The organism is Agromyces sp. Marseille-Q5079, from assembly GCF_051016555.1.
GTDB lineage: Bacteria > Actinomycetota > Actinomycetes > Actinomycetales > Microbacteriaceae > Agromyces.
This window is the reverse complement of sequence record NZ_JBPEJF010000003.1, coordinates 665,831-686,809: the sequence shown is the minus strand read 5'-3', so window position 1 is coordinate 686,809 and position 20,979 is coordinate 665,831. Positions and strand designations below refer to the sequence as shown.

Here is a 20,979-nt window from a genome sequence, read left to right as displayed (position 1 = left end):
TCCACAACAACCCGCCCAAGGCCGCCCATGAGGCGGCCTTTCTGCGTTGAGGTGTTGCGCCACATCGCGCGCACGGGCCGCGGTGTCCGTGGGGAGGCCGCGTCGCCCCGAGGCGCCTCGTACGATGGGCTGATGATCACCCTCGAGGGCCCGCCCGCCCGCGTCCTCACGGCCTACACGCACCTCCTGGTCGAGCGCGGCATCCGAGGGGCGACCCTCGAGGCGGTCGCGAGGCGGGCCGGGCTCTCGAAGTCTGGTGCGCTGCACCACTTCGCCTCGGTGGGCGCACTGAACGCCGCCCTGTTCGTGGAACTGCGGGCGCAGGCGCGCCATGACGCCGAGGCGATGCGCCGTGCGCCCGAGGGGTCGGTGCGCTACTACCTCGTCTCCTCGCTCGACCGTGACAGCGAGCTCGAGCGGGTCATCGAGGCCGGCTACCGTATCGCGCAGACCGGCGACGAGGCGGCCCTCGAGGTGCTCCGCGCCTGCCGGCGCGACTGGCTCGAGGTGCTCGCGGCCGACACGGGCGACGCGTCGCTCGCTCGCATGGTGCTGTTCGCGGGCGACGGCGTGAACCACAATGCGCTGATGAACCTGCCCGCCGGTGAAGAAGACGTGCTCACGCCGGAGCACGTGGAGTCGCTGATCGTCGCGTTCGAGCAGATGCCCTCGCGTCGCACGAGCACCGCAGCGGAGTGAGGCTGCCGCCTTGGTGGGGCATCCTTCCCCCCGACCGTCTAGTCGGTCGGTGTAGGCTTGGAAGCAACACCAGCACGCTCCTCCCCCGAGCGATCCCACCACTCGACGGCGAGAAGGTACCGATGACCAGTTCGACGACCGGGGCTGCAACGCCCACGGACCCCACGCCCACCAAGGGCCTCGCGATCGGCAAGCTCGGGCTCTGGGGCTCGACGGTCATCGGCATCGCCTCGACGGCGCCCCTGTTCTCGCTCGCGGCGACCCTCGGGTACGTGATCATCGCCGTGGGCGCACAGGCTCCCGTCGCCTTCATCCTGGCCTTCGTGCCGATGCTGTTCACGGCCTTCGCGTACCGCGAGCTCAACAACGACGTCCCCGACTGCGGCACGGTGTTCACCTGGGCGGCGAAGGCGTTCGGCCCGCGCACGGGCTGGATGGCCGGCTGGAGCATCGCGGTCGCCGGCGTGCTCGTCATGGCCAACCTCGCCGAGATCGCCTCGGTGTACCTGCTCGGTCTCATCGGCGACGGCTCGCTCGCCGACAACCGGGTCATCGTGACGGTGTTCGGATGCATCATCATCGCCGCCATGACGTGGATCTCGCTGCGCGGCGTCGAGATCGGCGAGCGCATGCAGCAGGTGCTCCTCGCGATCCAGTACCTCGCGATGGCCGCCTTCGTGGTCGGCTGCCTCATCGGCTACTTCGGCGGCACCGCCCCCGACCCGACGCCCGTCTCCATCGACTGGTTCAACCCGTTCCTCGCCGACGGCACGGGCATGGTGCAGGCCATCCTCCTCGCGCTCTTCATCTACTGGGGGTGGGACACCTGCCTCGCCCTGACCGAGGAGACGAAGGACCCGCGTCGCACCCCGGGCCGAGCGGCGACGCTCTCGACGCTCGTGCTGCTCATCACGTACGTCGGCGTCACCGTGGTGGCGATGATGTACGCCGGCCTCGGCGACACCGGCACCGGACTGGCGAACGAGGAGCACGCCGACGACGTGTTCTCGGTGCTCGCCGGCATGGCCATGGGCCCACTCGGCTGGTTCCTCGTGATCGCCGTCGCGATCTCCGCACTGTCCTCGTCGCAGACGACGATCCTGCCGACCGCGCGGGGCACCTTCGCGATGGGCGTCTACAAGGCGCTGCCCCCGCGCTTCGCGAAGGTGCACGCCGTGTCGAAGACGCCGACCTTCTCGACCATGCTCATCGGCGTCGTCGCGATCGCCTACTACGCCGGCATGAACTTCGTCTCGACGAGCGTGCTCGCCGACTCGGTACTCTCGATCGGCCTCGCCATCGCGTTCTTCTACGGCATCGCGAGCTTCGCCTGCATCTGGTACTTCCGACGCAACCTCTTCGACAGCTGGCGCAACGCGTTCTACCGCTTCGTCTTCCCGCTGCTCGGCGGCGTGTTCATGGTGTGGGCATTCGTGCAGTCGGCGATCGACATGGCGAACCCCGACTACGGCTACTCGCAGCTCGCCGGCATCGGCAGCGCATTCCTCATCGGGGTGGGCTCGCTCGTGCTCGGCGTCGTGCTGATGTTCGTGTGGGCCCTCTTCCCGGGCTCGCGCGACTTCTTCCAGAAGCGCTCGCTCAACCGCGACACCGAGGTGCTCGCGCCCGAGTAGGCCGTCGCGCGTCGGCCGGGCGGACCCGGCCGACGCGACCCAGCGGGCTACGCCGCCGCGAGCTCCTCGCGGATGCCGGCGACGAACGCGTCGATGTCGTCTTCGCTGGTGTCGAACGAGCACATCCAGCGCACCTCGCCCTTGGCGGCATCCCAGTCGTAGAACTTGAAGCCGCGCGCACGAAGGCGGTCGGCGACGCCGAGGGGCAGCACCGCGAAGACGCCGTTGGACTGCGTGGCCTGGCTGAAGCCCAGGCCGGGCAGCTCGCCGGCGGCGATGCCGGCGTCGAGGGCGTCGCGCAGGCGCGTGGCCATGGCGTTCGCGTGCGACGCGCTCTCGAGCCAGAGGTCGCCCTCGAGCAGGGCGATGAGCTGCGCCGAGACGAAGCGCATCTTCGAGGCGAGCTGCATGTTCAGCTTTCGCAGGTACTTCAGCCCGTCGGATGCCGCGGGGTTCAGCACCACGATCGCCTCGGCGCCGAGTGCGCCGTTCTTCGTGCCGCCGAAGCTCAGCACGTCGACACCGGCATCGCGCGTGAACGCGCGCAGCGGCAGGCCGAGGGATGCGGCGGCGTTGGACAGGCGGGCGCCGTCCATGTGCAGGAGCATGCCGTGGTCGTGCGCGTGGTCGGCGATGGCGCGCACCTCGTCGGGCGTGTAGAGCGTGCCGAGCTCGGAGGTCTGCGTGATCGAGACGACGAGGGGCTGCGCGCGGTGCTCGTCGCCCCAGCCCCAGGCCTCCTCGTCGATGAGCTCGGGGGTGAGCTTGCCGTCGGGTGCGGTGACGGTCAGCAGCTTCATGCCGCCGACGCGCTCGGGTGCGCCGCCCTCGTCGGAGTTGATGTGCGCGGTCTTCGCCGAGATCACGGCGCCCCAGCGCGGCAGCATCGACTGCAGCCCGGTGACGTTCGCGCCCGTGCCGTTGAAGACGGGGAACACCTCGACGCCCTCGCCGAAGTGCGCCGCGAACACCTGCTGCAGGCGCTCGGTGTAGGCGTCCTCGCCGTAGGCGACCTGGTGTCCGCCGTTGGCCGCGGCGATCGCAGCGAGCACCTCGGGGTGCACGCCGGAATAGTTGTCGGAGGCGAAACCACGAATGGTGGTGTCATGCAGGGGGCTGTTCGCGAGGGTCACCGGACCATCCTTCCACCTGTGGCCTGAGCGCTTCGTGACGGTGGGCGCACGGAACCTGCGTCCTCACACCGGGCAACGCACGGATGCCGCGACGCACGGATGCCCCGGGGCGTCGGCCCAGGGGCATCCGCTCGCCTGCGTTCGGGTCAGCCGCGCAGCGTGAACACGACCGTGGAGGTGTTGCCGGCGACGTCGTGCACGACCAGGGTGTTCTCCCCCGCGACCGCGCCGAAGACACCAGGCTCCACCGAGTTCAGGTCGGACCATGCGTTGTCCGTGAGGTCCTTGACCACGCCGTTGAGGACGACCCGGTCGACCTTGCCGGCGTCGAAGAGCTTGAAGCTGACGCGGTCGTAGACGCCATCGGCCCCGATGGTCTCGGTCGCGCCGGTCTTGACCGTCGCGGTCGGCGTCGTCGCATCGATGGTGAACGCGGCCGTGCCGGTGCGGGCGATGTTGCCGGCGAGGTCCTCCGCGTTGAACTTCACCGTGTACGAGCCGTCGGGGAGCGTCACCGTCGCGCGGTGGGTGCCGCCCGTCGCGCCGCCGACCGGGGTCTGGGTGCCCTTCACGAGGGTTCCGTCGCGGTAGACGTTCGCCACGATGCGCTTGAGGCCGCGGTCATCGGTCGCGTCGACCTGCACCTCGAGGGCGCGGAACGGTCCGGCCGCGGTCGGCGTCACGAGCGTCGCGACCGGACGAGTGGTGTCGGGCACCTCGGGGGCGGCATCCTGCTCGAGGAAGACGCGGTCGACGGTCCAGAAGGCGCTGTTCGTGCCCGTGTAGTGGAAGCGGAACTGCGCCGTCCGCGCGCCGGCCGGCGCATCGAAGGTCAGGCGCTCGTTCGTGTTCGCGTTCGCCGAGTACGACTTCAGCGACCGGGGCTCGCCGCCGTCGAAGCTCACCGAGACCTCGGCGGACTGGGGGCCGTCGATGACGTAGTTCGTCGCGTACGCGAGGGTCGCGGTCGCGGCGCCGGTCAGCCGGTACTCCGGGCTCACGAGGGTGGAGTCGAACTGGCCTGCGGCGTGGGACTTGTCGTCCCACTCGTCGGAGTCGGCCACGGCGAACACGTCGCGGCTGCGCACGCTCGTCTCGCGGCGCTGGCCGAGCTCGACGTTCGTCCAGAACTCGTCGGTCGCGAACGACCAGCCGGCCCACTCGGCGACGCCGCCGGCGGGCATCTTCGAGTTGTCGATGCTCCAGCCCTCGGGTGCGGTGTGCGTCCATCCGAGCACGCCGGCGGCCGGACGGGTCTCGTCGACCTTGCCCCGCAGCGCGGGGCGGAGGGCGTCGAAGTCGTCGGCCTGCAGGTCGACGATGGCGGTGCCGTCGAGGTTCCACGCGGCATCCGCGGCGATGCCGTCGGCCGCGAGCACGGTCGGTGCGATGTCGACGACCTTCACGTCGTTGCGGACCGAGCCCGCGTCGATGCCGGGGCCGACGGCGATCACGAACGTCTTGCGCTCGGCCGGCGAGCTTCCGCCGTGTCCACCGGTCGGCGTGTGGCCGTGGTCGGCGGTGACGATGATCGTCCAGTCCTCGTCGGCGCGGTTCGGGCGCGCCTCGACGGCCGCGAGGATCTCGCCGAGTTGCGCGTCGGCGCGCTGCAGCGCCGCGCCGTAGGCCGCGCCGTTCGTGCCGACCGAGTGCCCGGCGCCGTCGACCTCGTCGAGGTGCACGAACACGTCGTCGGGGTCGCCGGTGCCGAGCGCGGCCACGGCCTTCGCCGTCGTGCCCGCGTCGTTGCCGCCGGCGATGCGCTGGTCGACCGCGGGGCCGAACACGGTCTGCGGGATCGGGGTCCAGGTGCCGACGACGAGCGTCGAACGGTCGGGGGCCGCCGCCTCGACGCGCGTGAGGTAGTCGGGGAACTCGGCGTAGTTCGGGTTGCTGAAGCTGTTGTCGACCACGCGGTGCTTGTCGGGCCAGACGCCGGTGGCGATGCTCGACCATCCGGCGCCCGAGACGGTGCCCGCCATGGGCTGGGCGTAGAGGTTGCCCGTCGCGGTCAGGCCCGCGGCGCGGAGCGCGTCGAGGTTCGGCATCTCGGCGGCCTCGAGGAAGTCGAAGGAGGCGCCGTCGATGCCGACGACGAGGGTCTTCGCGGCGCGCTCGCCGGCGGCGGACGCCGCGGGACCGAACGCGTTCGCGGTGACGGGTGCGGAGACGAGCAGGGCGCTCAGTGCGACGGTGGAGGCGGCGAGGACGCCGCGTTTCGTCGAGGGCATGGATTCTCTCCAGAGCTTGGCGTGCATCCGCGCGGTCGCCCGGACGCACGCCAGTCTCACGAGCCGCCCTCGCCGCCCGGGTCGGAATCGATGGGCAGCGGGTGAACGGAGCGGGGCGAATCGGCGGAGTTGTCCGCACAAGGCGGTGCCGTGCGGACATCCCCCGCCCGGACGTGCGGATGCCCCGGGGCGCCGGCCCCGGGGCATCCGCGCGCCTGAGGCTCGCTCAGCCGCGCAGGGCGTCGGCGAGCTTCACGCGAGCGCCCGTCTTCAGGAGCGAGTTGCGGTACATGCGCTCCCCGACGAGAACCGCGGCGGCCGCGGTCGCGAGCAGGATCGCGAGCGACAGGAACGGCTCCCACCACTCCGCCGTGCCGAGGAACACGCGCATCGGCATGCCCACCGGTGCCGAGAACGGCACGTAGCTCATGATCGCCAGCACGGTCGGGTTGTTGTTGAAGAAGATGATGAGCAGGTACGGGATCATCACGAGCATCGTGACGGGCGTGGTGACCGAGCCGACGTCCTCGGCCCGCGAGACGAGCGCCGAGGAGGCCGCGAACAGCGCCGCGAGCATCACGAAGCCGACCGCGAAGAACACCACGAACCAGATGACCGAAGGGCCGACGCCGCCGAGCAGCACCCGCTGGCCCGTGAGCATGAGGCCGAGCAGGGCGAGCACCGCGATCGCCAGGATCTGTCCGAACGCGAGCACGCTGTTGCCGATCACCTTGCCGGTCAGCAGCGCGCGCGCCGACACCGTCGAGAGCAGGATCTCGACGACGCGGGTCTGCTTCTCCTCGACGACCGACTGCGAGATGGTCGACCCGAACGTGATCGCCGACATGAAGAACACGATGCCGAAGCCGAAGGCCACGAGGTAGGCGAGACCCGGGTCGACGGCAGCGGGTTCGAGCAGCTCGACGGTGGGGTACACCGCGAGCGCCTGCACGACGTCGGACGGCGCCTGGTCGAGCCCGATCACGACGACGCCGAGCGGGTCGGATGCCGCGGGCGCCACGATCGCGTCGACCTCGCCGTCGCGCAGCAGCTGCTCTCCGGCGGCCTGGTCGTCGACCGGCACCGCCTCGAGGGCGTCGTTGCCGTCGACGACCGAGGCCGCATTGCCGACGACGGCGACCTTCGCGGCCTCGGACTGGCCGCCGAGCAGCGACCCCAGCACGACCGAGGCGAGCACGGCGAGCATGAGGATGCCGGTCGAGATGAGGAACGCCTTGCTGCGCAGGCGCATCGTGATCTCACGGCCGGCGATGAGCCCGACGCTGTCGACGAAGCGGGGAGCCGACGGCCGTTCGCCCGCCGGTCGGGTCGGCGCGCCGGCGCCGGGGCGCGGCGCGGTGTTCTGCGTGCTCATCGCACGACCTCCTTGAAGATCTGGGCGAGCGACGTGCGCTCGCGGGCGAAGCTGGTGAGGCCGCCGCGGGCGACGGCCTGTGCGAGGGCCGCCTCGCGCGCGGCATCCGACTCGGCCTCGAAGACGGCCCAGCCCCCGTCGAACTCGATGACGCGGATGCCGGGCTGCTGGCGCAGCCATCCGGCGTCGCCGCTCGCGAGCAGCTCCCAGCGGTCGGTGCCGTGCTCGGCGCGCAGCTTCTCGCCGGTGCCGGAGGCGACGATGCGCCCGCCCGAGATGATGACGAGGTCGTCGCAGAGCCGTTCGACGATGTCGAGCTGGTGCGAGGAGAAGAGCACGGGCGTGCCGGTCGCCGCGGCATCCGCCAGCACGCCCTGCACGGTCTCGACCGCCATCGGGTCGAGTCCCGAGAACGGCTCGTCGAGCACGAGCAGCTCGGGCTGGTGCACGAGGGCGGCCGCGATCTGCGCACGCTGCTGGTTGCCGAGCGAGAGCGACTCGAGGGTGTCGTCGGTGCGCTCGCCGAGGCCGAGCCGCTCGAGCAGGTCGAGGGCGTTGCGGCGCGCGGCGTCGGCCGACCAGCCGTGCAGGCGGGCGAGGTAGACCGTCTGCTCGAGCACCTTCATCTTGGGGTAGAGGCCCCGTTCCTCGGGCATGTAGCCGAAGCGGCGCCGGTCGACCGCGGTGAGCGGGGCGCCGTCGATGGTGACGGTGCCCGCGTCGGAGGAGAGCACCCCGAGGATGATGCGCATGGTCGTGGTCTTGCCGGCGCCATTGCCGCCGACGAAGCCGGTGAGGCGGCCGTCGCCGACCGTGAAGCTCACGTGGTCGAGGGCGAGGCGATCGCCGTAGCGTTTGGTGACGTCGTCGAGTTCGAGCATGCCTCCAAGCTACGGATGCCGCGTGCCCGGGGCATCCCCCGTGCGGATGGACCTGCGCGGGCGAGCCGCCGGGTGGCTCCGCCTCACGGGGGAGGGGGTTCCGGATGTCGCCGGTGCTGGTTACCCTCGCAGGGTGAGCGATCCGCGCGACGAGCGTGCCGAGGCGACGGCCGCAGCGGAGCCCCCGGCATCGACGGGAGCGATCACCGGGGCACCCGACGTGGTGCCGCCGGCCAACGGCATGCGCACGTTCCTGCAGGTGCTCGCGAACACCGCGATCGCCAACGTCACCACGAGCTTCCTGTGGTTCGCGCTCACGTTCTGGGTCTACCTCGAGACCCGCTCGGTGCTCGCCACGGGCATCATCGGCGGCGCCTACATGCTGCTCATCGCCTTCTTCGCGATGCTGTTCGGCTCGATCGTCGACCGGCACCGCAAGCTGCAGGTCATGATCTTCTCGAGCCTCGTCACGCTCGGGGCGTTCGTCATCGCCGGCGTGCTCTACCTGCTGCAGCCCGAGTCCGCGCTGGTCGACCTCGGCGGTCCGTGGTTCTGGGCCTTCTCGGGCATCATCCTGTTCGGGTCGGTCATCGAGCACATGCGCAACATCGCCCTCTCGACCACGGTGACGCTGCTCGTGCCGGTCGAACGCCACGCCAACGCCAACGGACTCGTCGGCACGGTGCAGGGCATCGCGTTCATCGTCACCAGCGTGTTCAGCGGCTTCGCGATCGGCCTGCTCGGCATGGGCTGGACCCTCGTCATCGCGATCGTGCTGACGCTCGTCGCGCTCGTGCACCTGTTGTTCCTCAGCGTGCCCGAGGAGCGACCGGTGCCCGCCGAGGGCGAGCGCGCCTCGACCATCGACATCAGGGGCAGCATCGCGGCCATCCGCGGGGCCCCGGGCCTGTTCGCGCTCATCATCTTCTCGACGTTCAACAACCTCATCGGCGGCGTCTACATGGCGCTCATGGACCCGTACGGGCTCACGCTCTTCCCGGTCGAGGTGTGGGGCATCGTGCTCGGCGTCACGGCGACCGGCTTCGTCATCGGCGGATTGGCGATCGCGAAGTTCGGCCTCGGTGCGAACCCGATCCGCACGATGCTGCTCGTCGTCGTCGCCATGGGCGTGCTCGGGGCGCTGTTCACCATCCGCGAATGGTGGTGGCTCTACGGTCTCGGCATCTGGGTCTACATGGCCCTGATCCCCGCGGTCGAGGCGGCCGAGCAGACCGTCATCCAGAAGGTCGTGACGTTCCGGCGCCAGGGTCGCGTGTTCGGCTTCGCGGCGGCGGTCGAGTCGGCCGCGGCTCCGATCACGGCGTTCCTCATCGCGCCGATCGCCGAGTTCGTCATCATCCCCTACATGAACACCGACGCCGGGCAGCAGGCGTGGGCCTGGCTGCTCGGCGAGGGTGAGGCCAGGGGCATCGCGTTCGTGTTCCTCGTCGCGGGGCTCGCCATGGTCGTGCTCGCGCTCGCCGCCTTCACGACGCGGTCGTACCGCCTCCTCTCGGCCGAGTACCAGTCGGGCGCGCAGGAGCCGTCGCCGGAGATGCGGGCGGATGACGCGGACGAGGCAGAGGTTGCGCGCCCCGAGGACGAGACCGGCGCGTCAGATCCGACCTCGGCGGCCGCATCCGGTGCCGCGTCCGCCGAACCGACCGCCGACCCGCTCAGCGCACGACGTAGCGGAGACTGACGACGCCGCCCGGCCGCGCCTCGACGTGGCCGAGTTCGAGCGTGCGGTCGGCGACCGCAGGCGGGGTGAACGATCGCCCTTCGCCGAGCAGCACGGGCACGACGCGAAGGTGCAGCTCATCGACGAGCCCGGCGGCGAGCAGCGCGTCGGTGAGCACGAGGCTTCCCCAGACGATGACGGTGGCGAACCGCTCCTTCAGCATCGAGGCGGACGCGAGTGCGTCGCCGCGCAGCACCTCGATCTCGTCGTCGCCCCATGGCGCCGCTTCCAGCGTGTTCGAGACGACGAACTTCGGCAGCCGGTCGATGAGCTCGGCGACCTGTTCGACCGCGGGATCGACGCCCGGCCAGTAGTCGGCGAACATGCGATAGGTCGTCGCGCCGAACAGGATCGCGTCGGCCTGTGCGACGTAGGCGAGCTGCTCGGCGTCGTTGAGGTCGACCTCGCCGTCGGCGCCGGGTCGCACGAGCGCCTCGAAGAAGTCGATGCCCCCGGCAGGGTCGGCGGCATACCCGTCGGCGGTGACGACCTGTTCGACCAGGAGGCGGCCCATCAGTTGCCCCCGGAGTCGTGGAGGTGCTCGACGAGGATGTCGAACGCGGAGTCCCAGCCGTCGTAGACGTTCTCGTCGCCCGAGACGCCCTCGATGCCCAGCACGTGGAAGGTCATGCGCGTCTGCTCGCCCCGCTCGCCGTGTTCGGCGAGTTCGATCGTGAGCACGGGCGCGCTCTCGTCGGGGTCGCCGGGCGAGCCCCACGTCATGACGAGTCGCTCGGGCGGCGTGATCTCGCGGTAGACGCCGGCCGTCGGGTATTCGGTTCCGTCGGGCGCGATCATCGTGTAGCGGTACCGGCCGCCGGGGCGCACGTCGAGGTCGACGCTCTCGCGAGGCGTGATGACGCCACGGGGGTGCCACCAGATGGCCGCCTCGTCGGGGTCGGTCCAGGCTCGCCAGACGAGGTCGCGGGGTGCGTCGAAGACGCGCGTGATGGTGAACTGCTTCGTTGCGGAGGCGGTCTGCTCAGGCATCCGTCTGTCCTTTCAACTCGCGGAGTCGCTCGTCGAGCAGGTCGAAGCGCGCGTTCCACTCGCCCCGGTGGCGCTCGACCCAGGCGGATGCCTCGTCGAGCGGCTCGGTGCGGATGGTGCAGGTGCGCCACTGGGCCGTCGCCGTGCGTTCGATGAGCCCCGCGCGCTCGAGCACCTTCAGGTGCTGCGAGATCGCCGGACGGCTCATCGCGAAGGGCTCCGCCAGTTCGCCGACGGTCGTCGGGCCGCCGCGGAGTCGCGAGAGGATCTCGCGCCGCGTCGGATCGGCGAGCGCCTGGAACACGAGGCTGAGCTCGTCGGGCCCGTTCTGCATGTAAGCAACTCCTTAATTAACCGTTTGCTTACGGTACGACGCTCGAGCCCTCGCGTCAAGGGTCATCGCGGACTACGAGGAGGGTCGCACGACGCCGTGCTCGTAGGCGTAGACGACGGCGTGCACGCGGTCGCGGAGCCCGAGCTTCATGAGCACCTTCGAGACGTGCGTCTTCACGGTCGCCTCGCCGACCCACATGCGCTGGGCGATCTCCGCGTTCGAGATGCCCTCGGCCAGGAACTCCAGCACTTCGCGCTCGCGGTCGGTGAGCGTGCCCAGTCCGGGCGGACCGGAGACCGGCGCGGCACGGCCAGGCGAGCCGTTCGCGCCTGCCCGGGAGGTCGCGTCCTCGTTCGTGCCCGTTCCGGCACCCTGGTCGGCACCCTGGTCGGCGCCTTCGTCGGCCCGCCCGACCGGCGCCGAGCGCGCCGCGACCGCCTCGATCACGCGCCGGGTCACGTCGGGGGAGAGCAGCGCATCGCCGCGGGCGACGACCTGCACGGCCTCGATCAGCTGCTCGGGGCTCGAGTTCTTCAGCAGGAATCCGCTCGCGCCGGCCTCGAGCGCCTCGAACAGGTAGTCCTCTCGGTTGAAGGTCGTGAGCACGAGGACGGCCGCCGCGGAGGTCGCGTCGGCCGTGATGCGCCGGGTGGCCTCGAGTCCGTCCATGCCGGGCATCTGCACGTCCATGCAGACGACATCGGGCGCGAGGGCGGCGACCTGGGCGATGGCGGCCGCTCCGTCGGCGGCCTCGCCGACGACCTCGATGCCGTCCTCGGAGTCGAGGATGGTCCGGAAGCCGGCGCGCACCAGCCCCTGGTCGTCGACGACGAGGACCCGGATGCTCACGAGCGCACCGCCTCGCGGCGCAGCGGGAACCGGGCACGCACGAGGTACCCGCCGCGGGCGCGCGGGCCGACCTCGAGGGTGCCGCCCGCCGCGCCGACGCGCTCGCGCATGCCGAGCAGTCCGAGGCCGCCGCTCGAGGAGGCGGTGGGGCGCCCGTCGGACACGGAGCCCGCTGCCGACCTCGTCGAGGTGCCCGTGTTCGTCACCTCGAGCTCGACGGCGTCGTCGTCCCACCGCACGCGAACCTCGGCCGTGGCCGATGAGCCGGCGTGCTTGCGCACGTTCGTGAGGGCCTCCTGCGCGATGCGATAGGCGCTGAGGTCCACCACGGCCGAGACCGCTCGGGGCTCGCCGATGATCGCGAGCGTCACCGGCAGCCCGCTCGCCGCGCTCTCGGCGACGAGGTCCTCGATTCGGTCGAGGCCGCGCGTCGACGTGCTGACCGTGGCCGGGCCGTCGCCCGCGGCGCGTCCCGTCACGAGGTCGATCTCGCCCGTGTCCTGGTCGCCGCGCAGCGTGCCGAGCAGCCCGTGCAGCTCGTCGACGGCGTCGCGCGCGCTCGACTCGATCGACGAGAGCGCGCCGGCCGCGGCATCCGGATCCTTCGCCAGCACCCGACGGGCCGCGCCCGCCTGCACGCCGATGACCGAGACGTGGTGCGCGACCACGTCGTGCAGCTCGCGCGCGATGCGCAGCCGCTCGAGGGCGACGGCCTGCACGCGGGTGCGCTCACGTTCGGCGGCGAGCTCGGCGGTGCGCTGCTCGAGTTCGGCCCGCGCCCGCGCCGAGCGGTAGGCGGAGTCGCCGAAGTACCAGGCGCCGCCGAAGTAGAGCAGGTTCGTGAGCACGTTGATCAGCCCGTACGCGACGTACGGCGACAGCAGGCCCTCGCGGCCGAGGTCGGGCAGGTAGTCCTGCATGGCGGAGTAGGTGATGAGCCCCCAGAACAGCCAGGCGAACATGCCCACGACGATCACCGTGCGCACGATGTTGGCGCGGCTGCGGCTGCGTGACCAGGCGCCGACGGAGTAGATCGCGATGAAGAGCGCGATGTTCGAGAAGAGCAGCTCCATCGTCTCGGTCATCGCGCCGATGATGAAGGCGGCGGATGCCGCGATCGCCACGACCTCGGGCCAACGACGCCGCACGGCCAGGGGTGCGGTCATGCCGAGCACCCAGAGCGCCGAGCCCCACCACGGGGCATCGTCGCCGATGCCCGCGATGCGGTAGAGCACCACGCTGCCGGCAGACGCGACCGCGAGGACGGCGGCGAGCACCAGGTCGTTGCGGAACGCCCGGCGTCCGGGCCGCGGACGGACCCACTCGACGCCGTCGATGACGGGTGGTGCGAGGGTGTCGCTCATCCCACCACGCTACCGACCGGCGGGGCGGGGCGGATCCGTCGCGCGGCGGAGTTCGGCGGTCGTCCTCCGGCTCCGGCGCCGACGGCGGGCGCGGAGGCGTGCCCCGCGGCGGGAATAGGCTCGCTCGCATGAGTCACCCCGTGTCACCCGAGGATCCGATCGTCGTCGAGCAGCCGGTCGTCGAGGACCTGTTGGCGCTGCTGCGCCCCGACCAGGTGCTGACGGATGCCGCCGCGCTCGCCGCCTACGCGCACGACGACGCCGAGTGGGCGCCGTTCGAGACCCCGCTCGCCGTCGTGCTCGCCGAGCACGAGGACGACGTGGTCGCCGTCGTGCGGATCGCCGCGGCATCCGGGGTGCATGTCGTCGCACGCGGCGCCGGCACCGGGCTCTCGGGCGGGGCCAACGCCGTGGCCCGCAGCATCGTGCTCTCGCTCGAGCGCATGACTCGCATCGTCGAGATCGACGCGGCCGAGCGGTTCGCCGTGGCGGAGGCGGGCGTCATCAACGACACGCTGCGCCAGGCCGTCGCCGAGCAGGGCCTCTGGTACCCGCCCGACCCCGCGAGCTACCGCATCTCGACGATCGGCGGCAACGCGGCCACCAACGCGGGCGGCATCTGCTGCGTCAAGTACGGCGTCACGCGCGACTACGTGCTCGGGCTTCGGGTCGTGCTCGCCGACGGCGAGGTCGTCGACCTCGGGCGGCGCACCGCGAAGGGCGTCACCGGCTACGACCTCACGGGCCTCATGGTCGGCTCTGAGGGCACGCTCGGCATCATCACCCGGGTGACCGTCAAGCTGCTGCCGCTCGCCGGCCGCGAGGAGCGGGCGATCGTCGGCGCCTTCGGCTCACTGCGCGCGGCCGGCGACGCGGTCGCGGCGATCAGCGCCACGGGCATCGTGCCCGCGGCGCTCGAGATCCTCGACCGCACCTGCATCGAGGCCGTCGACGCGTGGCAGGCGCTCGGGCTGCCGCACGGGGTCGACACGATGCTGCTCGCCAAGGTCGACGAGGTCGGCGCACTCGGCGAACGGCACGCGGCATCCGTCGCCGAGCTCATGGGCGCCTCGGGCGCGCTCTCGGTCGAGCAGGCGTTCGAGCAGGACGAGGTCGACCGCCTCTTCCTCGCCCGCCGCCTCGCCTACCCCGCGCTCGAACGCCTCGGCCCGGTGCTCACCGAGGACATCTGCGTGCCCCGCGGCGCCGTGCCCGAGATGCTCACGCGCATCCAGGCGGCGGCGGCCGAGCACGACGTCGTCATCGCCAACATCGCCCACGCCGGCGACGGCAACCTGCATCCGCTCATCATCGCGCCCGAGGGCGACGACGCCGCGAAGGCGCGGGCCAAGCTCGCGTTCGACCGCATCGTCGACGAGTGCCGCGAGCTCGGCGGCACGGTCACGGGCGAGCACGGCGTGGGCCTGCTGAAGCTGCCGGGCGCCCAGCTCGAGCTCGGCGAGCGGGTCATCGCGATGCACGCGGCTATCAAGCAGGCGCTCGACCCGAACGGCACGCTCAACCCGGGCAAGGCATTCCCGGCCTAGGTAGGTCGCGGGCACGGGCCCGGCGCAGGCCTGTCGCCGGATGCCCCGCCGGGTCTAGGGTCGGGCGCATGGAAGAATCGCCGCCCCGCGAATCGTGGTTCGCGTCGTGGCGGCATCGTGTGCGCGGCGTGTTCCGCCGCGAGACGCTCGGCAAGGACGCCCTGGCGGGCACCATCCTCGGCATCGAGAGCGTCCCCGACGGGCTCGCGATCGGGCTGCTCGCCGGGGTCAACCCGGTGGCGGGCCTCTACGCCTTCCTGTTCGGCATGGCGGGCGCCGCCCTGGCGACGAGCAGCACGTTCATGGCAGTGCAGGCGACGAGCGCGATGGCGCTCATCGTCTCCGACACCGATCTCTCGACGCTGCGCGACCCCGATCGGGCGCTGTACACGCTCGCCGTCCTCGCCGGCGTGATCATGATCATTGCGGGAGCCCTCGGAGCCGGCCGCCTGCTGCGCTTCGTCCCGACCGCCGTGATGGTGGGCTTCGTGACGGCCGTCGGGATCAACATCGTGCTCGGCCAACTCGCGAACCTGACCGGCTACGCCGGGGCCGGCGCGAACCGGCTGTTCAAGGCGATCGACACGTTCGCCAACATCAGGTTCTTCGACCTGCCGACGGTGATCGTCGGGCTCGTCACCATCGTGTTGATCGTGGTGCTCACGCGAACACGGCTGCGGTCGCTCGGCCTCGTCGTCGCGATCGCGGTGGGCTCGGGGCTCGCCGCGCTGTTCACCTTCGCGTTCAACTGGGAGGTGCTCACCGTCGGCGATGTGGCCGACGTGCCGAGCGGGCTGCCTGCGCCCGTCCTCCCGAGCCTCGACGACCTGGGCTACCTCGCCCTGCCCGCGCTCTCGCTCGCGTTCGTCGGCCTCGTGCAGGGCGCCGGAGTCGCGGCCGGCGTGCCGAACGCCGACGGCAGGCCGGCCGACGCGGACCGGAACTTCATCGGCCAGGGCGTCGGCAGCATCGTCGCCGGCATGTTCCGGGGCATGCCCGTCGGCGGCTCGATGTCGGCCTCGGCGCTCATCGTCGCCGCGGGCGCCCGCACCCGCCTCGCGCTGTTCATCGCGGCGATCGTGATGGCGGTGCTGATCCTCGTCGCCTCCGGCGTGGTCTCCCTCGTCGCGATGCCGGCGCTCGCGGGGCTCCTCATCGTCGTCGGCGTGCAGGCGATCAAGCCCGCCCGGATCCATTCGGTCACCAAGACGGGGCCGCTGCAGACGACCGTGATGGCGGTCACGTTCGTCCTCACGCTGCTCATCCCGCTGCAGTTCGCGGTCCTCGTCGGCGTGGGCCTCGCCGTCATCCTGTTCGTCGCCCAGCAGTCGAATCGGGTCCGGGTGCGCCGCCTCGAGCTCCACGACGGCAGCCGGATGCGCGAGGTCGACCCGCCGCCCGCCGTGCCGCCGCACGACGTCGTCGTGCTGCAGCCCTACGGCAACCTGTCGTACGCGACGGCGCCGGTCTTCGAGGGGCTGCTGCCGAAGGTCGACGAGCGCACGCACGGCTCGGTCGTCATCGTGCGTCTCCGCGGGATCGACGACCTCGGCCTGTCCACGATCGCGGTGCTCGAGCGATACCACGACGACCTCGAGCAGCACGACTCCACGCTCTGGCTCGTGGTCGCCGGCTCGCATCTTGCCGACCAGCTCGAAGCGGGCGGCCTGCTCGGACGCCTCGGACCCGACCGCGTGTACGAGAGCTCGGAGTGGATCGGCGAGGCCGTGCGCCGTGCGACACGCGACGCGTGGGACTGGGTGGGCGCCCGGCGGTGACGGCGCCCGGCACGCCCCTCAGCGAGCCAGGTACGCGAGCAGTTCCTCGTTGAAGCGGGCCGGCTGCTCGATGTTCGTCGCGTGCCCGTCGCGCTCGATCACGGTCGAGCTCGCGAGCGGGTTCAGTGCAGCGGATGCCGCGGCGTGCGCCGAGGGCCAGAACTCGCTCTCGGCGCCGGCGATGAAGAACGCGGGAACGTCGGCCGCGGCGATCACGGGCCGCCAGTCGCGCTTCGCGTGGTCGTTCAGCAGGGCGAGCTCGGCCTCGGTGAAGCTCGGCTTGCCGCCCTTCGGCAGGTCCATCGCGGTGAGTACCCGTGCGATGCGCACGAGGCCCTTCGACTTGACGGGGAACCGGCCGGGGTCGGGGATGCCCGTGGCGAAGGTCGTGTCGATGTTCGACGCGTCGTAGTCGTAGAAGCCGTACGCCCAGTCGTCGGTGTTCAGCATCTTCGGCGTCTGGTCGACGATCACGACCTCGCGGATCCCCTGCGAGCCCTCGGCGCTCAGGTGAGCCCAGATGGCGTTGCCGCCCATCGACTGGCCGACGAGCGTCGCGTCGTCGAGCCCGAGTTGCTCGACGAGCTCGCCGATGTCGGCGCCGTGGCGGTCCATGGTGTGGCCGCCGTCGGGCCCGACCTCCGAGCCGCCGTGGCCGCGCCGGTCGAACGCGATGACGCGGTAGCCGGCCCGAGTGAGCGGCTTCACCTGGTAGCGCCATCCCGACGCCGAGGCCTTGAAGCCCGCGACGAGCACGACCGGGCGGGCCTTCGGGTCACCCGAATCGACGTAGTTGAGACGGGTGCCGTCGGCGGCGGTGATGTCGGGCATGGCTCAGATCCTCACGGGGAAGGTCAACAGGATGGACAGCCCGACGACGGCGACGGCGATCGCGAGTCCGAGCAGGGTGCGCACGACCCAGGGCTGCAGCTCGCGCTGCGACATCGCCGTCAGGAAGAGCACGAGGGCGAACAGCACCGTCAGGATGGAGTAGTCGTCACCGCGCTGGTTGTTCTCGAGCGCGGCCGCGAACTTCGCGTCGGCGAGGTCGTTGAACTCGGCGGCCTCCTCGGTGCCTGGCGGTACGTAGGCGTCGAGGGCGAACGGGCCCTGCGCTTCACGGCCGCCGGCATCCCATTCGTCGAATGCCACGCGGAACTCGGGCGTGAACCGCTCCTCGATATATGTCGCGAGCTCGGCGTCGCCCTGCTGTGTCGCGAGCACCCATTGGACCCAGATCGACTGGTCGCTCGCCCGTGCATCACGCGCCTCGCTGGAGTAGTCGGTCGCCTGCACCCTGGCGCTCGAGGCCTGGCTGAAGGCGATCGACATCTCGCCGCCCCATTTCGAGGACTGGAACCCGCACCACGCGGTGAGCACGGCCACGGCCGAGAGCAGGAACACGGCGACCGCGTCGATCACGCGCTTGCGGACGACCTCGCGACGGTCGGCTCGCGACGACTCCGACGGTGCGGCGGCACTCGACTCGACCTCTTCGGTGCTGGACGTCTCGCTCATCTGTCGATTCTGCCCCGGGTCCCGCGAATCAGGCGAGCGGCTCGGCGACGAGGTCGCGCGTGCGGTAGAACTCGTGGTCCCAGAGAGCGTAGATCGCCCACGTGGGCAGAATGTACGACTCGGGCATGAAGTCGCGCTGCGACGCGTGGATCTGCCAGCCCTCGAACTTCGTGCCGACCTCGGCGGGCATGGCGTAGTCCGGCTGGGGTTGGTTCGCGACGACGAAGGCGCCGACCTCGCCGCCGAACGCGACGAGCGCCTTGGTCGGGCTGATCGTGTAGACGAGGTGGTCGGGGCCGGTGTACGAGCCGCCGGCCTCCGCGAGCTGGGCGATCGCGAGCTCGGTGAAGTGTCCCATCTGCATGTGGTCCTCGTGACCGGTGGCGCCGCTCGCGGGCCAGAACGTCACGACGACGTCGGGCTTGATCTTGCGCATCGTGGCGGCCACGCGGTCGACCAGCTCGTCTTCATCGACCTCGGGCACGCCGCCGTCGGGGTAGTCCCAGACCTCGTGCTCGTCGACGCCGAGGTTGAAGCTGTTCTTCAGCGCCTCGGCCTTGCGGATGTCGCCGAGGTCCTCCTGGCGTCCGACGACGGGCCCCTGTTCGCCGGCCTCGCCTCGCGTCGCCGTGATCATGGCCGTGTAGGCGCCGTCGCGGTGCTTGGCCCGGGAGAAGAGCCCGTTGACGGTCTGCTCGTCGTCGGGATGGGCGAACACGCCGAGCACGCGGGTGCCGCCGAGTTCGCCGACGACGGATTCGACGCCCTTCGCCGAGGGCTCGTGGAACAGGTCGCGTCCGGCCCAGTACACGCCGCCCAGGAGGGCGACGACGACGGCCGAGACGGTGATGAGCGCGACGGTGCGCTTGCGCATGGTGGTGCTTTCGGGTCGGGCGGATGCCGCGCGGCGGCGTGGGTGGCGCCGGATGCCGCGGGCGCAGGGGGTGGCAGCATGCTACCCCGCCGACGGTGGCGGCCCGGGCGCCGGAGGCGGATGATGGGCGGATGACGCGCGAAGCGGCACGGGCATGACGGGGGATGGCACGACCCCGGCGGCCCCGCCTCCGAGTGACACACCGACCTCCACGCCGGGCCGCGTGCAGGCGGTCTACTTCACGCTGCTCATCGGCAACACGCTCGCCGCATCCTTCATCTGGGGCATCAACACGCTGTTCCTGCTCGATGCGGGCCTGACGAACCTCGAGGCCTTCGCCGCGAACTCGTTCTTCTCGATCGGCATGGTCGTGTTCGAGGTGCCGACGGGCGTGATCGCCGACACGCTCGGCCGACGCGTCTCGTACCTGCTCGGCACCGTCACGCTCGCCGTGACCACGGTGCTCTACTACCTGCTGTGGGTGTGGCACTCGCCGTTCTGGGCGTGGGCGCTCGTCTCGGTGCTGCTCGGACTCGGGTTCACGTTCTTCTCGGGTGCGGTCGAGGCCTGGCTGGTCGACGCGCTCACGGCGACGGGATACCGGGGCAGCCTCGAGCAGGTCTTCGGCCGCGGGGTGTCGGTCGCGGGCGTCGCGATGCTCGTCGGGTCGACGCTCGGCGGCGTCGTCGCGCAGGCCACTGACCTGGGCGTGCCGTTCCTGATGCGCGCGGGCGTGCTCGTGCTCATGTTCGTGATCGCCGCGCTGCTCATGCGGGACCTCGGCTTCACGCCCGCCGGCCGGTCGAACCCGATCGCGGCGACGAGGCTCGTGCTCGCGGCATCCGTCAAGTACGGCCTCGGCCGGCCCGGCGTGCGGTACATGATGCTCGCGTCGGCGTTCACGACCGGCGTCGGCTTCTACGTCTTCTACGCGCTGCAGCCGTACCTGCTCGAGCTCTGGGGCGACGAGGGCGCCTACTCGATCGCCGGTCTCGCGGCGGGCATCGTGGCCGGATCGCAGATCATCGGCGGCCTCGTCGCCCCGTGGCTGCGGCGCCGGTTCCGCAAGCGCACGACGTCGATCATCCTCTCCATCTCGGTGAGCGCCGGAATCCTGGTGGTGCTCGGCGTCAACCGCAGCTTCTGGGTCGCGCTCGGGCTGCTCGTGCTGTGGGCGCTGATCGACGCGGCGGCGGGCCCTGTGCGGCAGGCGTACCTGAATGACATGATCCCGTCGGCCCAGCGCGCCACGGTGCTCTCGTTCGACTCGCTCATCGGCAGCTCCGGCGCCGCCGTGATCCAGCCCGTGCTGGGCCGGTCGGCGGATGTCTGGGGCTACCCGTTCTCGCTCGCGCTGAGCGGCGTCCTGCAGGCGCTCGCCGTGCCGTTCCTCTGGTTCAGCCGGCGCAGCGGGGAGGCGGCGGATGTCGCGACGACCGCGGATACCGCACCGGAGGTCGACGGCGACGTCGCACCCGACGAGGCGCCGGGGTCTTCAGCCGGGTAGGCCCGGCGGCGGAGGGTCCTGGAGTTCACGGTGCCGTTCGCGATCCGGGCTGCTGCCGGGCGTCGACCGGGCTCAGCGTCGACCGGGCTCGGCGCCGACCGACCTCAGCGCCGGTCGGACTGCTGCCGGTCGAGCCGCGGCGTGAGGAACCTGCCGGCCACCCAGCCGAGGATCGCGGTGATGAGCCAGGCGATGACGGTCGCGAGGATCCAGCCGCCGACGCCGTCGAAGCTGAGGCCGCCGAACAGCGAGGCGACCCAGAGGGCGAGGAAGGTCGAGATGAGTCCCGCGATGCCCGCGACCGTCGGAGCGGACCGGTGGAAGACCTTGCGCACGAGCCACTCGACGAGCGCCTGCACGAGGGCGAAGACGATGATCGCGACGATGAATCCGCCCGGGTGCACATGGAAGCCGGGCACGAGGAGCGAGGTGAGCAGCAGCGCGATCGCTGCCGTCGCGAGGAAGATCGCCAGGTTCAGGAGGGTGCGCACCATGTCGTGAGCGTAGCGCTCGGCCGGGCCGAG

The 20,979-nt window shown here is 71.2% G+C and carries 19 protein-coding genes; 6 read left to right on the top strand and 13 right to left on the bottom strand.

Annotation, left to right across the window (positions count from 1 at the left end):
* Positions 1-132: 132 nt before the first annotated feature.
* Positions 133-699: a TetR/AcrR family transcriptional regulator gene (locus ACR3IO_RS10610; RefSeq protein WP_434071161.1), complete on the top strand. Its 567-nt coding sequence runs from the start codon at positions 133-135 to the stop codon at positions 697-699.
* 122 nt (positions 700-821) lie between these two features.
* Positions 822-2,333, top strand: coding sequence for an APC family permease (locus tag ACR3IO_RS10605; RefSeq protein WP_434071160.1), 1,512 nt, complete (start codon positions 822-824; stop codon positions 2,331-2,333).
* 47 nt (positions 2,334-2,380) lie between these two features.
* On the opposite strand, the gene ACR3IO_RS10600 is transcribed toward ACR3IO_RS10605, so the two are convergent.
* From ACR3IO_RS10600 to ACR3IO_RS10585, 4 genes are all read right to left on the bottom strand, one after another.
* Positions 2,381-3,466, bottom strand: a complete 1,086-nt coding sequence (locus ACR3IO_RS10600; RefSeq protein WP_434071159.1) for a threonine aldolase family protein — start codon at positions 3,464-3,466, stop codon at positions 2,381-2,383.
* Between the two features lie 146 nt (positions 3,467-3,612).
* The gene (locus tag ACR3IO_RS10595) at positions 3,613-5,697 is read right to left on the bottom strand and encodes an alkaline phosphatase family protein (RefSeq protein ID WP_434071158.1); all 2,085 of its coding nucleotides are present in this window, start codon (positions 5,695-5,697) and stop codon (positions 3,613-3,615) included.
* Between the two features lie 226 nt (positions 5,698-5,923).
* Positions 5,924-7,072 carry an ABC transporter permease gene (locus ACR3IO_RS10590; protein ID WP_434071157.1) on the bottom strand — a complete coding sequence of 383 codons (1,149 nt, stop codon included), beginning with the start codon at positions 7,070-7,072 and terminating at the stop codon, positions 5,924-5,926.
* On the bottom strand, positions 7,069-7,953 hold the full coding sequence (locus tag ACR3IO_RS10585; RefSeq protein ID WP_434071156.1) for an ABC transporter ATP-binding protein: 885 nt from the start codon (positions 7,951-7,953) through the stop codon (positions 7,069-7,071). The genes ACR3IO_RS10590 and ACR3IO_RS10585 overlap by 4 nt, the downstream gene beginning before the upstream one ends.
* Positions 7,954-8,194: 241 nt before the next feature.
* Between ACR3IO_RS10585 and ACR3IO_RS10580 the strand changes: the two genes are divergently transcribed.
* Positions 8,195-9,655 (top strand): MFS transporter, encoded by a 1,461-nt coding sequence (locus tag ACR3IO_RS10580; RefSeq protein WP_434071179.1) that lies wholly within the window; start codon positions 8,195-8,197, stop codon positions 9,653-9,655.
* Here ACR3IO_RS10580 and ACR3IO_RS10575 read toward each other — a convergent pair.
* The 5 genes from ACR3IO_RS10575 to ACR3IO_RS10555 all read right to left on the bottom strand — a co-directional run bounded on the left by ACR3IO_RS10575 (position 9,630) and on the right by ACR3IO_RS10555 (position 13,231).
* Positions 9,630-10,208, bottom strand: coding sequence for a dihydrofolate reductase family protein (locus ACR3IO_RS10575; protein WP_434071155.1), 579 nt, complete (start codon positions 10,206-10,208; stop codon positions 9,630-9,632). The two genes, ACR3IO_RS10580 and ACR3IO_RS10575, sit on opposite strands and share 26 nt — an antisense overlap.
* Positions 10,208-10,684: an SRPBCC family protein gene (locus ACR3IO_RS10570; protein WP_434071154.1), complete on the bottom strand. Its 477-nt coding sequence runs from the start codon at positions 10,682-10,684 to the stop codon at positions 10,208-10,210. Before ACR3IO_RS10570 ends, ACR3IO_RS10575 begins: the two co-directional genes overlap by 1 nt.
* A complete protein-coding gene (locus tag ACR3IO_RS10565; protein WP_434071153.1) occupies positions 10,677-11,018 on the bottom strand; it encodes an ArsR/SmtB family transcription factor in 342 nt (113 codons plus the stop codon). The genes ACR3IO_RS10570 and ACR3IO_RS10565 overlap by 8 nt, the downstream gene beginning before the upstream one ends.
* A 72-nt stretch (positions 11,019-11,090) precedes the next feature.
* Positions 11,091-11,867 (bottom strand): response regulator, encoded by a 777-nt coding sequence (locus ACR3IO_RS10560; RefSeq protein WP_434071152.1) that lies wholly within the window; start codon positions 11,865-11,867, stop codon positions 11,091-11,093.
* Entirely contained in the window at positions 11,864-13,231 is a 1,368-nt protein-coding gene (locus tag ACR3IO_RS10555; RefSeq protein ID WP_434071151.1) for a sensor histidine kinase, read from the bottom strand. The genes ACR3IO_RS10560 and ACR3IO_RS10555 overlap by 4 nt, the downstream gene beginning before the upstream one ends.
* Before the next feature lie 128 nt (positions 13,232-13,359).
* Here ACR3IO_RS10555 and ACR3IO_RS10550 point away from each other — a divergent pair, with 128 nt between their 5' ends.
* Complete coding sequence (locus ACR3IO_RS10550) at positions 13,360-14,778, top strand: FAD-binding oxidoreductase (protein ID WP_434071150.1); 1,419 nt, start codon at positions 13,360-13,362, stop codon at positions 14,776-14,778.
* A gap of 68 nt (positions 14,779-14,846) precedes the next feature.
* Positions 14,847-16,556 (top strand): SulP family inorganic anion transporter, encoded by a 1,710-nt coding sequence (locus ACR3IO_RS10545; protein WP_434071149.1) that lies wholly within the window; start codon positions 14,847-14,849, stop codon positions 16,554-16,556.
* An 18-nt stretch (positions 16,557-16,574) separates the two neighbouring features.
* Here ACR3IO_RS10545 and ACR3IO_RS10540 read toward each other — a convergent pair whose 3' ends face one another.
* Genes ACR3IO_RS10540 through ACR3IO_RS10530 form a run of 3 tightly spaced genes read right to left on the bottom strand, consistent with a single transcriptional unit; the run spans position 16,575 to position 18,948 of the window.
* Positions 16,575-17,387, bottom strand: a complete 813-nt coding sequence (locus ACR3IO_RS10540) for an alpha/beta fold hydrolase (protein WP_434071148.1) — start codon at positions 17,385-17,387, stop codon at positions 16,575-16,577.
* Positions 17,388-17,390: 3 nt separating this feature from the next.
* Positions 17,391-18,074 carry a hypothetical protein gene (locus tag ACR3IO_RS10535; protein WP_434071147.1) on the bottom strand — a complete coding sequence of 228 codons (684 nt, stop codon included), beginning with the start codon at positions 18,072-18,074 and terminating at the stop codon, positions 17,391-17,393.
* Positions 18,075-18,102: 28 nt separating this feature from the next.
* On the bottom strand, positions 18,103-18,948 hold the full coding sequence (locus ACR3IO_RS10530) for a PIG-L deacetylase family protein (RefSeq protein ID WP_434071146.1): 846 nt from the start codon (positions 18,946-18,948) through the stop codon (positions 18,103-18,105).
* Between the two features lie 154 nt (positions 18,949-19,102).
* Between ACR3IO_RS10530 and ACR3IO_RS10525 the strand changes: the two genes are divergently transcribed.
* Positions 19,103-20,455, top strand: a complete 1,353-nt coding sequence (locus ACR3IO_RS10525; RefSeq protein WP_434071145.1) for an MFS transporter — start codon at positions 19,103-19,105, stop codon at positions 20,453-20,455.
* Positions 20,456-20,559: 104 nt separating this feature from the next.
* On the opposite strand, the gene ACR3IO_RS10520 is transcribed toward ACR3IO_RS10525, so the two are convergent.
* Positions 20,560-20,949 carry a phage holin family protein gene (locus ACR3IO_RS10520; protein ID WP_434071144.1) on the bottom strand — a complete coding sequence of 130 codons (390 nt, stop codon included), beginning with the start codon at positions 20,947-20,949 and terminating at the stop codon, positions 20,560-20,562.
* Positions 20,950-20,979: the final 30 nt, after the last annotated feature.